Annotated in this window: 11 protein-coding genes; 6 read left to right on the top strand and 5 right to left on the bottom strand. The window is 44.9% G+C overall.

Annotated elements, in window-relative coordinates; translation table 11 throughout:
* Complete coding sequence (locus J0M30_10015) at nucleotides 1–2,778, bottom strand: outer membrane beta-barrel protein (GenBank protein MBN8667826.1); 2,778 nt, start codon at nucleotides 2,776–2,778, stop codon at nucleotides 1–3.
* 156 nt (nucleotides 2,779–2,934) lie between these two features.
* Between J0M30_10015 and glgB the strand changes: the two genes are divergently transcribed.
* Together glgB and J0M30_10005 are read left to right on the top strand one after the other, a co-directional pair.
* Nucleotides 2,935–4,905, top strand: coding sequence for a 1,4-alpha-glucan branching protein GlgB (gene glgB, locus J0M30_10010; GenBank protein ID MBN8667825.1), 1,971 nt, complete (start codon nucleotides 2,935–2,937; stop codon nucleotides 4,903–4,905).
* A 163-nt stretch (nucleotides 4,906–5,068) separates the two neighbouring features.
* Nucleotides 5,069–6,094: a tetratricopeptide repeat protein gene (locus J0M30_10005; protein MBN8667824.1), complete on the top strand. Its 1,026-nt coding sequence runs from the start codon at nucleotides 5,069–5,071 to the stop codon at nucleotides 6,092–6,094.
* 15 nt (nucleotides 6,095–6,109) lie between these two features.
* Here J0M30_10005 and J0M30_10000 read toward each other — a convergent pair whose 3' ends face one another.
* Nucleotides 6,110–7,888: an arginine--tRNA ligase gene (locus tag J0M30_10000; GenBank protein MBN8667823.1), complete on the bottom strand. Its 1,779-nt coding sequence runs from the start codon at nucleotides 7,886–7,888 to the stop codon at nucleotides 6,110–6,112.
* Between the two features lie 179 nt (nucleotides 7,889–8,067).
* On the opposite strand from J0M30_10000, the gene J0M30_09995 reads away from it, so the two are divergent.
* Entirely contained in the window at nucleotides 8,068–8,580 is a 513-nt protein-coding gene (locus J0M30_09995) for a GtrA family protein (protein ID MBN8667822.1), read from the top strand.
* Here the strand turns inward: J0M30_09995 and J0M30_09990 are convergent.
* Both J0M30_09990 and J0M30_09985 read right to left on the bottom strand, forming a co-directional pair.
* Nucleotides 8,567–9,994, bottom strand: coding sequence for a DUF4403 family protein (locus J0M30_09990; GenBank protein ID MBN8667821.1), 1,428 nt, complete (start codon nucleotides 9,992–9,994; stop codon nucleotides 8,567–8,569). The genes J0M30_09995 and J0M30_09990 overlap by 14 nt on opposite strands.
* Before the next feature lie 65 nt (nucleotides 9,995–10,059).
* A complete protein-coding gene (locus J0M30_09985) occupies nucleotides 10,060–10,530 on the bottom strand; it encodes a DUF456 domain-containing protein (GenBank protein ID MBN8667820.1) in 471 nt (156 codons plus the stop codon).
* Between the two features lie 98 nt (nucleotides 10,531–10,628).
* On the opposite strand from J0M30_09985, the gene dnaK reads away from it, so the two are divergent.
* From dnaK to J0M30_09970, 3 genes are all read left to right on the top strand, one after another.
* The gene (gene dnaK, locus J0M30_09980) at nucleotides 10,629–12,536 is read left to right on the top strand and encodes a molecular chaperone DnaK (protein ID MBN8667819.1); all 1,908 of its coding nucleotides are present in this window, start codon (nucleotides 10,629–10,631) and stop codon (nucleotides 12,534–12,536) included.
* Nucleotides 12,537–12,817: 281 nt separating this feature from the next.
* Nucleotides 12,818–13,024 carry a hypothetical protein gene (locus J0M30_09975; protein MBN8667818.1) on the top strand — a complete coding sequence of 69 codons (207 nt, stop codon included), beginning with the start codon at nucleotides 12,818–12,820 and terminating at the stop codon, nucleotides 13,022–13,024.
* 137 nt (nucleotides 13,025–13,161) lie between these two features.
* A complete protein-coding gene (locus J0M30_09970) occupies nucleotides 13,162–14,625 on the top strand; it encodes a VWA domain-containing protein (protein ID MBN8667817.1) in 1,464 nt (487 codons plus the stop codon).
* Nucleotides 14,626–14,700: 75 nt separating this feature from the next.
* On the opposite strand, the gene J0M30_09965 is transcribed toward J0M30_09970, so the two are convergent.
* Nucleotides 14,701–14,850: a hypothetical protein gene (locus J0M30_09965; GenBank protein MBN8667816.1), complete on the bottom strand. Its 150-nt coding sequence runs from the start codon at nucleotides 14,848–14,850 to the stop codon at nucleotides 14,701–14,703.
* Nucleotides 14,851–14,995: the final 145 nt, after the last annotated feature.

Raw genomic sequence — 14,995 nt, 5'->3', positions numbered from 1 at the left:
TTATTTTGTTGTTCCAGGTTGTTTAGTAAAATTCCATACAAAGCTCAGCATGCCATATCGTCCCAATTGATTGAAGTTCCTTTCATATACTCGGTTCAGGGTGAACTCCCTCTCAAAACCACGACGCTGATTCAGGATATCATTCATTTCCAGTCGGAACTCGCCGTTCTTCTTCTTAAATACCTGATAATTCAAAGTGGCTCCCCAAACAGTGAAGTTATTATTCCCGTCAAAAGCATCCGTTTTTTCACGGAGATAGAAATTCACATCAGAGCCGATCCTCAGTCTTTTCGTAATATAAACGTTGACACTTGCATTATGGTCCTGACTCCAGAAGCTGAGTTTGTTTGGATTAATGCTTGACTGGGATGTATTTAAATTATATCCCACATTGGCATTGAAATCATATTTGTCTTCCTTATATGTATAAACACTAAAAGACAGCCCGGTTGTATTGTTATTACTGGTATTTGAAATACCATTCACAAAATTCACAAACCGGCCCCCATTTGTTTGCAGGTTAACACCCAGGTTCAATTCTGTCTTCTTCAATTTGAAACCATAGGAGCTGTAAAAATAATAATCAAAATTGCCATTGGTGTTAATGTACTTCTGTGTGGTAACACCGTTGACCGTAACCTGACTGCTAACAATGGCATTATTGGTAGAACTAAAGGAACCATTGATCCAGATATTTCTACCGGTCAACAGCTTAAAATCACTAAAGAACAGAGACACACTATGCCGGAAGGCCTGTTCCAGATCGGGGTTCCCTTCCTGAATGAACAAGGAATTGGTATTCTCACGAATGGGGTTGACCTGGTCCAAACTGGGTGGTTGAGGAGAACCAGAGTAGGTCAGGTTCAGGCTGCGCTGGGCCGCCATCTTATAGGTTATCCGGCTGGTAGGGAAGAGGTTGGTATATTTCAGGTCATTTACCTTTTTTCCCAAAGAATCAAATTGCTCATATCGGGCCAGACCCAAATTGGTTCCAATATTCGCTACGAGTTTCTTCCCGTTATACTGATACTTGAACCCGGCGCTGTTGGAATGATAATTCAGGCTGTATTTATTGCTGAATTCCTGATTGAGCCCAGTATATTTCCCGTTTACTTTATCAAAACTCCGGCGGTCGGCATCACTGCCGATACGGCTAAACGCGTAGTTGAATTCAACCAGTGCTTTCTTTCCGGCAGGTTCGGTGTACACCAATTTGGAATTGGTGGTAAGGGTTTTGGAAAAATTCGATTTGAACTGGTCCACGGTATCACGGAGATAGGGATTGGCAGAGCCACTATAAAAATCCGTTGTGGAAAAAAGGAACCCGGTCGAATTTCCTTCATTGTACTTATGTGAAAGCGAAAGGGAAAGTGTCCTCCCTTTTTTGGTAAACTTCTGCCTCCATAGTAAACTGGCCAGGTAGGCTTCGTTGGTCGACTCGGATGAGTTATCAATTTTGTTATCATTGACCAGGTTCAGGTCTTCATCCTGTGATAATGTATTTGAAAGGGTAGCCCCTGTTTTTCTTTCCTTTTTGGCATTCAGCTTGAACCGAATGGAAGCCAAAGAATCGATCTTGATATCATATAACCCACTGGCGAGTTGCCTGGTTTCCTGAGAACCACTTTTGTGGTTTTCGCGGGAATAATAGGCGGAATCAGGTAGAATGTATTTTGTCAGCGAATTTCCAATGGCCTCGTTCTTAATATCCCGAATTGTATAGTTCAGGTTCATATTCTGCTGGTCTTTCAGCCACTTGTTCGAATAGTGTGCTCCTGCTTTGAATGTACGGGGAATCCCTTCATCATAATACCGATTTGACCAATCCCCAAAATCATCATCCCCGTCACTGCTGATCATGATGAAACCGGCACCCATTTCCACGGTCGCATCGCCAAAATCATCTCCTTCGCCAAACTTGTTCCTGTCCTGCCAGCCCAAACCGGTCTTACCCGTATTGGAAGCGATTCCATACACGGAAAATTTCTTTTTCCCCTTAAAAAAGTTCAGCATGGCCTCTTCAGAATATCGTTCCTCGGTTCCACCCCCAATAACCACCTTGCCGAAATAGCCCTTTTTCTTATCTTCTTTCAGCACCAGGTTAAGTGTTTTTGACCGACTTCCGTCATCGACACCTGTAAATTCCGCCTGCTCACTTTTTTTATCAAAGGATTGAACCTTATCAATGGCATCGGCCCGCAGGTTCTCTATTACCACAGCCGGGTCATCCCCAAAGAATTCTTCCCCATCCACCAGCACTTTCTCTACTTTCTGACCCTGAGCCGTTACCTGGCCTTTATTATCTACCTGTAGTCCCGGCATCACCCGGAGAAGGTCTTTTACCGATGCCCCGTCTCTAACCTTGAAACTGTCAGCCGTGTATTCAATGGTGTCCCCACGCATTCGGATCGCCCGGTTTTGCTTCACGATCACCTCCTCAAGTAATTTACTGGCTGGAATGACGGGAATGGACCCTAAATTGAGCATTTCGCCAGCTCCAAGACGGATATCCTCCACATGATCAACATATTTCGGATAATGAATATATAGGTAGAAATTACCTGTATCCAAACTTTGAAAGGAAAAAGAACCATCGGTTTTGGTTCGTACAAACCGGTAAAGCGTGGAATCCTTCTTGTTGACAAGGGAAACGACGGCATCACCCAGGTTTTTCTTTTCAAAACTGTCCAAAATGACTCCGGATAACTGTGATTTTTGAGAGAAGGCAGAAAAGGAAAAAAGGAGGCCTATACAGAAGGCCGGCAGACGGTATCTCATGCAATTGCTTTACGGGTGGTTTTGCGAAAAATTCGAAGATGCTAAATTCCATTAATTCCATACGGATTCAAAACCACTAATCCTTAATTTTACGTTAAACCGGGTTTATTCCGGGATTTCAACTACCATTCTTCCATTTCTGCTAAAACCACATACATGGCTTCCTCCAAAAAGAAAACAGCAAAATCCAAACGCTATGAAGAAGTGGAATATGTGGACACATCAAAACCAGTTTGGAATTACTCCCTCCTAACTGAAGACGATATCCGAAATTTCCAGCAAGGCACCCATTATCGGTTATATGAAAAATTTGGCTCCCATTCCATCCAGGTAAACGACCAATGGGGGATGTATTTCTGTGTCTGGGCCCCAAATGCCACCTCGGTTTCTGTGAAAGGAAATTTCAATGATTGGAAAAATCATGAATATGAACTCAATCCCCGTTGGGACAAAAGTGGAGTATGGGAAGGTTTTATTCCAGGATTTAACCTGGGAGAGGTGTACAAATACCATATCGTCGGATTTAAAGGGATTGAAACAGATAAAGGCGATCCCTTTGCCCGTTTCTGGGAGAAACGGCCGAATACAGCCTCGATCACCTGGGACACATCGTATGACTGGGCGGATAAGGAATGGATGAAAAAAAGAAAAAAGCACAATTCCCTCGAAGCACCCTGGAGTGTGTACGAAATGCACCTGGCCAGTTGGATGCGGCCGGATAAAAACAATGAGGAGGTATATAACACATATGAACAGATCACGGAAAGATTGGTGCCTTATTTACAGGAAATGGGATTCACCCATGTAGAATTCATGCCCGTAATGGAGCATCCCTTTGATGGAAGCTGGGGATACCAATGCACCGGATTCTTTGCTGCCACTTCCCGTTTTGGCGACCCCCAGGGATTTATGCGTATGATTGACGCCTGTCATGAAGCGGGGATAGGTGTGATCCTTGACTGGGTACCTTCCCATTTTCCTTATGATGCACACGGGCTATTCATGTTTGATGGTACCCATACCTATGAATATGCCGATATGCGCAAAGGATTTCATCCGGACTGGAACAGCTATATCTTCAACTACAAAAGGGGAGAGGTAAAATCCTTTCTCATCAGCAGTGCCCGGTATTGGTTTGATCTTTTTCATATTGATGGTATCCGGGTGGATGCCGTCAGTTCCATGCTCAAACTAAACTATTCCCGAAAACATGGCCAATGGGAACCGAATGAATATGGTGGTGATGGGAACCTGGAAGCTATCGCATTTATCAAAGACCTGAACGAAACCATCTTCCGGGATTTTCCGGATGTCCAAACCATTGCCGAAGAAGCCACCGATTGGCCTGGTGTTTCCAGGCCCACCTTTGAAGACGGATTGGGTTTTGGAATGAAATGGATGATGGGCTGGATGCACGACTCATTGGATTATTTCAAGATCGATCCCATGTTCAGGCAATTTCACCAGGATAAATTCTCGTTTAGCATGATGTACTATTATGATGAGAACTTCATGCTTCCCTATAGCCATGATGAAGTGGTCCATGGCAAAAGCCCCATGATCTATAAAATGCCGGGCGATGAATGGCAGAAATTTGCAAACCTTCGGCTGCTATACACCTATATGTGGACGCATCCAGGTGGAAAACTGCTGTTCATGGGTTGTGAATTCGGGCAAACCTCTGAATGGAATTATAAATCCGAATTGGATTGGGGCCTATTGGAACACGACTGCCACAAACGCATGAAAGATTGTGTGGCCGACCTGAATAAACTCCTTCGGGGAGAGCCCGCCCTTTACAAGAACCAGTTCACCATGTATGGTTTTGAATGGGTTGACCTGAATCGCCGGGCCGAATCGGTTATAGCCTATCGCCGAAAAGGCAAAAAGAAGACCGATGATGTACTTGTTATTTTGAATATGACCCCCGTGGTTCGCCGGGATTGGGAAATTTATGTCCACGGACATACCTATACCACCGAAATCTTCAACAGCGACGACCGGAAATACTGGGGAACAGGGGATACGTTTAACCCCGAGATCCGCTCCGAACTGGTCGACGAGGAGAACATGGTTTACAAACTCACCCTACACCTTCCCCCTCTGGCAGGGATCGTGTTAAAGTAGAATGGTTAATTATTGATTACTAATTACTAAGGGAATCCCACTATTCCCATAATTTTCGCCCTTCCAGCACAATTTTTAGACGATTCTACCGTCTGAGATTAGGACTTTTCGGACGGATGGTTTACATTTAATACCCGGCTGAATCGACCAAAACAATTTTCCTATGAACCGCTACTACCAGATATTTCTATTACTCCTCCTCTCGGGGTCCCTTTTGGCACAATCCGATAGTGCTCAATTCTTTCTGGAAAAAGGTTTAGCTGAAAAAAAGGCAGGGCGTAAACTGGAAGTGTGGAAACACCTCGACAAAGCCTATCATTACGACTCCAACAATAAACAGATCGTTTCTGAATTAGCCTCCATTTTATTTGACCTTCGAAAATATGCCCAGGCCAAGGAAATGATGCAGAAACTGGAAAAAATGGGGGAGAACTCAGCCACCCATTACCAACTTTTACTTCAGATCTCCTACAACCTGAAACATCATGACGATGTCATCCGCTATGCCCAGCTATTAAAAGAGAAAGACGCAACTGCCAAAGTGAGTTATATGTTGGGTAAAACCTATTACAACCAGGAAAACTATGGCGATGGGATTCGCTACCTGGAACAAGCACAGAAGGAAGAACCCGGGAACGGAGAGATTCCCTATCTCATCGGCAGAAGCTATGCCGATATGTTCAATTATAAATACGCAATCCCGCATTATATCAAAGCCATTGAATTGACCCCTTCGCGCCCGGAATGGATCTATGAATTGGGGATGATCCACTATGCTTTGGGCGATAACAAGAATGCCCTGGTATATCTGCTACAGGCAGGAGAGAAGGGGTATAAAAAATCAAACGACTACCACTACAATCTGGGTATCGCCTATCTCAATACAGGCAATCTGGATGAAGGGTTGAAGATCTTCAATGAACTACTAAAGAAAAGACCCAGCGACCTCAATATTCTCAACCTCGTAGCTGAATCCTATTACTATGCCGGCAAATTTGACCTGGCCATGGAGTACTGGGATAAAATGTTGGAATACGATAAAAAGAACGCTTCCGCCCTTTACATGATCGGAATGTGTTATCAAAAGAAAGGAGAAAAGGACAAGGGAACTATGCTATGCGATAAAGCCATCGAAATGGATCCTTCACTGGCGAATCTGAAGCAGAAGAAACAAATGATGGGTATGTAAATGCCATTAAAATAATTACATCCTTTCCGGCACGCCAATCCCCAACAGCCCCATTGAATTCTTGATCACCTCTGCCGTCAACGCACAAATTTTCAAACGCAATTGCTTTTTCTCATCCGTCTCTGCATTCAATACGGAATGTTCGGTGTAAAATGTATTGAATTGTTTGGCCACTTCAAACGCATAAATAGCCAATAGGGAAGGGTTATGTTCCAGGGCAGCCTGATCCAGGATCACCGGATATTGCTCCAGTTTGCGGATTAATTCACGCTCTAATTTGAAAAGTTCACCTTCACCCGTTGGAACGCTTTTATTTATGGGTGCTTTGCGCAACATGGATCGTATCCGGGCATGGGTGTATTGTACAAAAGGCCCGGTAAACCCATGAAAATCGATGGATTCTTCCGGGTTAAAGATCATTCGCTTCTTCGGGTCAACACGGAGTATAAAAAATTTAAGCGCCCCCAGACCGATCATTTCATGCAAAGAGTCCAACTCCTCGGGTGTAAAATCCTTCACCTTGCCCAACTCCTCTGTTTTGGCCCTGGCCACCTTTACCATTTCATCAACAATATCATCCGCATCCACTACGGTGCCTTCGCGTGTCTTCATCCGGCCCGACGGAAGTTCTACCATACCATAACTTAAATGGTAGATACCGGCCGCTCCAGGTATTCCCAATTTTTCACAAATAAGTTTCAGGACTTTAAAATGGTAATTCTGTTCGTCACCCACCACATAGATACTTTGCTCACAATCAAACTCGGCCTGCTTCTGTTCCGCCAACCCAATATCCTGGGTGATATAAACCGCAGTTCCATCCCGGCGCTGAACCACTTTTTCATCCAACCCGTCGGCAGTCAGGTCGATCCAGACACTGCCGTCTTCTTTTTTATAAAATACACCTTTGGCGAGTCCGTCTTCCACTGCTTTCTTTCCCAGCAGATAGGTGTCACTTTCAAAATAGGTTTTGTCAAAATCTGAACCAATCCGTTTATAGGTCACATCAAATCCCCAATATACCCAACTGTTCATTTCTTTCCATAGCGCAACTACATCGGGTTTTCCTGCTTCCCAATCCACCAGCATTTGCTGAGCGGCCTGCATGATCGGCGCCTGCTTTTCTGCTTCTTCTTTGGTCAACCCTTTTTCGATCAGTTCGGCAACTTGTTGCTTGTGTTCATGTCCAAAACGGACATAATAATCACCTACAAAATGATCTCCTTTGGTGCCGGTACTGGCAGGGGTAGCCCCATTGGCAAACAATTGCCAGGCCACCATGCTCTTGCAAATATGAATACCCCGGTCATTGGAAATACAGGTTTTAAAAGTGGTAAACCCAGTGGCCTTATAGATCTCAGCAATGCTCCAACCCAGGAAATTATTTCGCAGATGGCCAAGATGTAAGGGCTTGTTGGTATTGGGCGAAGAATATTCCACCATGATCCGGCGGCCCAGGGAGGACTTGCTGCCAAAATCTGCCACCCCATAGTTTGACTCAAGAGACTGTATCCAGAAATTGTCTCTTACGGACAGGTTCAAGAATCCTTTAATTAATTGAAAGGAGGAAAACAATTCACTATTCTTTTCCAGCAATGCCTGGCCTATTTCATTACCTAATTGCTCAGGAGATTTTTTCAGTGATTTGACAAATCCAAATAATACCAGGGTATAATCCCCGTCAAATTCTGGCTTGGTTTCATTGATAGCAACCTCGGATTCCTTTACCTGTATACCATACAGATCCCCAATCGTCGCGGCACAAATTTTTCTTATTTGATGAACTAAAGCCATGAAAGCCAGTTTTTTTGCGAAAATAAGCAATGTTTTTAAGTGAATAGTGAGGCATGAGACGAGAGTCGTGAATCGTGAGACGTGAGTTTTGGCCAACGTCTCACGGTTCACGACTCACGTCTTACGACCAAAATCCTTCGTTTCTTCCTTAATTCTTAATTCTTGATTATTTTTGCCCAATGCACCGGCACATCCATTCCGCTCGTGAACTATTGATCCCCGTGATCGATTTTTTTTATCCGCCTTTTAGGAGATGGATGGATATTCAAACCTTTCGATATGCCGCCTGTGGGGGAGGGAATACTGTACTTGGTTTGTTAGTGTATTATGTCTTCTTCAAATTCATTCTACGTGAGCAAATGCTCGATCTGGGTTTTTATGCTTTTACCGCCTATACGGCTGCTCTTTTCTTTTCTTTCTGTGTCAGTTTTCCCGTTGGTTTTTTTCTGATGAAATATGTGGTCTTTAGCGACTCCAATGTTCGGGGCAGAAGCCAATTGTTCAGATATCTTTTTTCTTTCCTTTTTACCCTTACCCTGAACTATATTATGTTGAAATTCCTGGTGGAAAAGCTACACATCTTTGTCATGCTTTCCCAGGTCATCACCACCATAGTAGTGATTCTGACCAGCTATGTGATACAACGATTCTTTACGTTTCGGGTCAATAAGGTCGAGGCTAAAACTCAATAGTCCCTACTTTCACGGCCAGTTGTCCACCCAGGTTACTGCGGATCACCAATTTATCGGACAACGGATAGATTCCTACCATCGTCAGTCTGTCCAATTGCCCATAACTGGAAATACCCTTTACCCATTCACGGTTGATCTGCTGATTAGCCATTGCCATAGCCGAATCGATATAGCTACCCAGGTCAAACCGTGAATTCTCTTCAATGGATTGAATGATCTTTTTACTAAACAACCATTCCGCGCTTTTGAGTAAGAATGCCCGCGTCTTGATGTCAAAATCCACCTCGCTGATGGCGAGTTTACGACTGGCCGAATCAAAAAATGGCTTACCGGTTAAATACACGGTTCCTGAGTTGGATCCACTAAAAGTAACCTTGATGATGACCTTTTCATTTCCGATTCCATAGATCCTGGACTCTTTAATGGTGATCTTTTTTTTGATCAACCCTTTATTGAGATCAAAGGTCTTCCCGATCATCTGTTGATTGAGCAACTGACTAAGGGAGTCATAATTTAGCACCGCATCCAGGAAGATATTAAATCCGCCTTTTACTGAAGCTGCAGAAAGGTTGGGTACCAGGGTAGGCAGGTCTTCCGGTTTTTCAAAAGAGATAACCGGCCGGGCAACCAATCCAAGCGCCAGGTTCAACGAATCATTACGGATCACAAACCGGTTCAGCCGCAGGGATTGGGGGTTCATTTTTAACCACCCTAATCCGTTCAGGTTATAGGAGGCTGATAGCTGGTTCCAAAACTGCTGTACCTGTGGTTTAAGGTCAACCACTCCAAATGAATCGGTGATGGCTTTCTTGGAAAGATCAAGTTCACTCGCCATTCCCTTCATGACCTGGTCGGTGATATCCTGACCCCAAAAACAAACCGTGCATTTATCCACGGCTACAGGTTCCTTCCGGATCACTGAATTAAGTAATTTATAATTGGACTGGATGGCCAATTTACTTGTAAAGCCTACTTCCACCCGACGGTCACCTTCGGCAAATCCACATCTACAGGGACTGGTCCAGGGTGAAAGAACCGCCCCACCAACACAAAGACGTGTAGACCCAATAATTTTATAGTATCCTGTAAAATCAAGGTCAAGCTGGTTGCTGCTCCCTTTTAACCGAAGGGGCCCCCGCCGAAACTGGTATTTATATCGGGTATCACAACCACTTTCCACCCAGCCATCCGGCCAGTTGGGGGAGGAAAAGAGGGTATCCACATTCTTTTCGGCCATCAGGTAAATGGGTTTCAGGTCGATCTGAATGGGTAAATTGATCTCGGAGTAGGGTAAGGAATCCAATTTGAAATCCGTTTGCGACAAAAGCGGTTTATCCGGAATAATCTTTTGCGCATGGGTAGTGGCCAGTATGAACAAGGAAAGAAGTAAGAGTAGGGTGCGTATCGGGTTCACTGAAAAATTATTGATTATTGATTATAAATTATGAAGAACTATTAGCCAATCACTAAAAGCTCTTTCTACAAGCTAACCAGCAAATAGTACAACATCACAAAACAGGCCACCAATTTCAAAAGGGAACCAAACAGGAACCCAACAAATGAACCCCAGGCTGCCCTGAGAGCATGCTTGGAGTCATTTTTAGCGATCATTTCCCCGATAAAGGCCCCGGCAAAAGGTCCAATGATAACTCCCCAGGGTCCAATCCAGAATGCGGCCAAAAACCCGAGGGTGCAGCCCCAGACCCCATATGAACTGCCGCCAAATTTTTTGGTTCCCCAGATCGGGATCACATAATCCAGTACCAGGGTGATAACCACCACCACAGCCCATATCACCAAAAATCGGGTGGAAAAAGGGTCAGGATCGCGGAATTGCTGGACCAAAAGCCCCGCAAATGCAATGGGTGGTCCGGGAAGAAGGGGGAGCAGGCTACCGGCTATACCCGTAAGAATCAGTAAGATGCCAAGGATGATCCATAACCATTCCATATCCGTCGATTGGGTAATGAAGATATGACATTTTTTCACCTTCCCGGCCCGTGGCACTATCATTGAGAAGTTAAATTGAATCATAAAAGAAGAACTATATGGGAAAGATTATTGGAATAGACCTGGGAACAACAAACAGTTGCGTTGCCGTTATGGAAGGCAATGAGCCGGTAGTGATCGCCAATGAAGAAGGACGCCGTACCACTCCCTCCGTCGTGGCCTTCCTGAAGAATGGGGAGCGTAAAGTGGGTGACCCGGCCAAACGCCAGGCTATCACCAACCCCCAAAACACCATCATGAGCGTTAAACGCTTCATGGGTCGCCGCTTTGATGAGGTGACAGAGGAGATCAGCCATTGGAGCTATAAAGTGGCAAAAGGTGACAATAATACCGTTCGTATTGACATAGATGGCAGATTGTACACGCCACAGGAAATCAGCGCCATGGTGCTTCAAAAAATGAAGAAAACCGCTGAAGACTACCTGGGCCAGGAAGTGACCGAAGCCGTTATCACGGTTCCGGCTTACTTTAATGATGCCCAGCGCCAGGCCACCAAAGAGGCGGGTGAGATCGCCGGTCTGAATGTGCGCCGTATTGTAAACGAGCCTACAGCTGCCGCCCTGGCCTATGGCCTGGATAAAGGCGGAAAAGACCATTATGTGGCCGTGTTCGACCTGGGAGGAGGTACTTTTGATATTTCCGTACTAGAATTGGGCGACGGAGTATTTGAGGTAAAATCCACCAACGGTGATACCCACCTGGGAGGTGACGATTTTGACAAAGTAGTCATGGACTGGCTGGCCGATGAATTCAAAAAAGAAGAAGCAGTCGACCTGCGCAAAGACCCCATGGCCCTCCAGCGCCTGAAAGAAGCATCAGAAAAAGCAAAAGTTGAACTCAGTTCCTCTTCGGAAACAGAGATCAACCTGCCCTATATCACCGCCATCGACGGAGTACCTAAACACCTCGTCAAAAAACTGAGTCGCAGCAAATTCGAACAGTTAGCGGATAATTTATTTGAACGTTGCCTGAAACCCTGCGAAGCAGCCCTGAAAGATGCCGGATTGAATGCCTCCCAGATCGACGAAGTTATTCTGGTTGGTGGTTCCACCCGTATCCCCAAGGTGCAGGAGATCGTTGAAAAATTCTTTGGCAAGAAACCCAACAGAGGGGTTAACCCCGATGAAGTGGTAGCCGTAGGGGCCGCTATTCAAGGTGCCGTTTTAACAGGTGAGGTAAAAGATGTGTTATTGCTCGATGTCACCCCGCTGAGCCTGGGTATCGAAACACTGGGTGGAGTAATGACCCCGCTCATTCCATCCAACACCACCATCCCGACTAAAAAATCAGAAGTATTCTCTACCGCCTCAGATAACCAACCAGGCGTACAGATCCACGTGATTCAAGGAGAAAGAGGTATGGCCAAAGACAATAAAAGCCTGGGTATATTCAATCTCGATGGCATCCCACCGGCTCCAAGAGGAGTTCCGCAGATCGAAGTGATCTTTGATATTGATGCCAATGGTATTCTGCATGTAACTGCAAAAGACAAAGGAACCGGCAAAGAACAAAAGATCCGCATCGAAGCAGGTAGTGGTTTGACCAAAGAAGAGATCGAGAAGATGAAAGCCGAAGCAAGAGCCAATGAAGCCACAGACAAAGCCGAAAAAGAAAGGGTGGAAAAACTGAATGCCGCTGATGCCCTGGTATTCTCTACCGAAAAACAACTCAAAGAATACGGCGATAAGATCCCTGCAGATAAGAAAGGCGCCATTGAAACCGCCGCCGCTAAACTCCGCGATGCCCATAAGGCGCAAGATCTTGGTGCAATTGAAACTGCCACCAATGAATTGAACACCGCCTGGACTGCCGCCAGCGAAGAACTTTACAAAGCGCAGCAGGCAGGCGCACAACCTGGTGCCAATGCCGGAGGAGAACAACAACAGGCAGGCGGAAATACCGCCGGTGAAAATGTAACAGACGCCGAATTTGAAGAAGTAAAATAAAACACACGTGATTAAATCTTAAAAGCCAATAGCTTATAGCTGTTGGCTTTTATTTTTTAACCCATTTTTACAGGTTCTTAACATTTTCATTGCCTCATCATTTGCAAAAACAACCCAGGTGTCGTATATTTGCAGCGCAATAAGCTGAGCAAGTTAGATATCAACTTCAAGAAGAACGCAGAACCGTAACCTAAACCAGTCCTACACAGCTTGCCCCTGGTTTTTTTACTTCCGTTTCGCTCAGACGATTAATTAACGACAGATCAAAAAAAGGAGTTTTTATGAAGAGCATTGTCATGCAATCAACTGTGCAGTTGAACGAAGAAACCAAACAACAACTGGCACAAGAAGTAAAGGAAACATTGGCGAATGAAATTGAAGCCAACGTAAACCACAAAAAAAGAAGTTTCACGGCCGCAGAAATGTGGAATCGTCACCGCAAAGCCCGTTCGGCCAGCGCGATGATCCGCAAATGGAACCTGAACTAATTTTAAGACAAACGTCCCGCCAACAGCGGGACGTTTTTGTTAGTAAAGCGTTAAAGCACTTCTCTGGTTAAAAAAATTCAGGGGAAGCGATATGCAAAGAGGGGTGTGGTTGCATCCGGTATAAAAACCTATCAACCATGACGCAAAGATCCCTTTTCCTTTCTACAGGGCTGGTCCTGCTGGGCAGCTTTATCGTTGGCTTTGGAAGTATACGGCAGAAACAAAAGACCATTGGTCGAAATTTCCCCCCTTCCGCCGCAGATACCACCATACCCGACCTGGGTATCGCTAAAGACCATAAAGGGAAGATCATAACCTCCCAAAAAGGAGTGATCCACTTTAGTTCCGGTCTGCATAATGATTATTATCAGATCGATACCATCAAGCGAACAGGATACCTCTACCTCGAAACCAAACTGGATAAATTCATCAATGAAAATGGGGCAAAGACACCGCTCAACCTCTCCATTGTGATCGATCGCAGCGGATCAATGAGTGGAGATAAACTGGCCTACGCCAAAAAAGCAGCCCGTGATATCATCCATAAATTGTCGGAAGATGACTTTGTAAGCATTGTGGTGTACGATGACAATGTCAAATTACTCCAATCCTCTACCCGTGTACTCGATAAAGAATCCATTCTCACCAAGATTAACCGGATCGAAACGGGCGGCTCCACCAATTTGTGGGGAGGGACCGAAATGGGTTACCACCAGGTCAAAGAAACCTACAAGAAAAATTATGTAAATCGGGTCTTGCTGATCAGTGATGGGCTGGCCAATGTAGGACTTACATCTATGTACGAGATCCGCCGCAAAGTGCAGGAATTCAAAGACAGAGACGGTATTACCGTTTCCACATTTGGGGTAGGGTTGGATTACAATGAACTGCTGATGACCGATATGGCTGAAGCAGGTTCCGGCAACTATTACTTCATTGATAACCCCGAAAACATGGCCGGGATCTTTGAAAAAGAGTTAAATGGCCTGATGAGCGTAGCGGCCCAAAATGCAGAACTGCGTATCCGTTTACCCCGTGGTATAAAAGTGGACAAAGCATTTGCCTTTAAATATGAACAGGTGAACCAGGAACTGGTCATTCAACTTCGGGATCTCTTTTCTGAAGAAACCCGCGGTTTCCTGATGCGCTTTAGCATCGACGATTATGCCAATGTAGCCCTGGATTTCACCTGCCGGCTTTCTTATGACGATGTCAGCACCCGGGAAAGAATGACCATGGAAAACCGGAACAGACTAAACCCCTCCAACGACCGCGAACTGTACCTGACCTATTTCAATGAACCGGTCATGCAGCAGATCGTACTTTTTGTAACCAACGAAAAAATGGAGATCGCCATGCTGGAAGCAGATAAAGGAAACTATGACCAGGCCAGAAAGCTGGTAAAAGATAACGAGGAATTCCTGATCGTAAATAGTGGTTATGCCAGTAAATCCGTGGAGATCCAGAAAATGAAATCGGTCAATGAATCCTATTCCAATCAGCTAAAGGAAGTGGAAACCATGAGTGCCGATTCTGTCAAGTACATGCAGAAATCAAGCCGTTCCACCAACTACAAAATAAGGGGCAAGAAAGGAAACTGACCTTAACTTATGAAACAAAGAAAAAGGGGAGTCCGTTATCCGGGCTCCCCTTTCCTATATAGCGATTTTGGTTGCTTACATGATACGCATGGCCTTTACAAAAAAAGTAGTCACAAAAGGAAGAATCAGGGTCAACCATTCCCAATGGCTATAGATCGCAAAAACAAGCGCTGCGGTTGATACAAAAAAACCAAGCCAGGGTAGGAGGGTGGATTTTCTTTCCATGCGGTAAAAAGTTTGCGCAAATATATAGGCTATTTGCCAATTTGAAAATTGAAAATAAAACCCCAATAATCAATCCCCTAAATCCTTTAATCCCAAAACAAGCCCTGAAAACATATTTTTCTCAAAAATCCTGGCTCATCAGGGA

It is taken from the genome of Chitinophagales bacterium (genome assembly GCA_017303415.1).
Lineage (GTDB): Bacteria > Bacteroidota > Bacteroidia > Chitinophagales > Chitinophagaceae > SpSt-398.
This window is presented reverse-complemented; position numbering and strand designations above follow the sequence as displayed.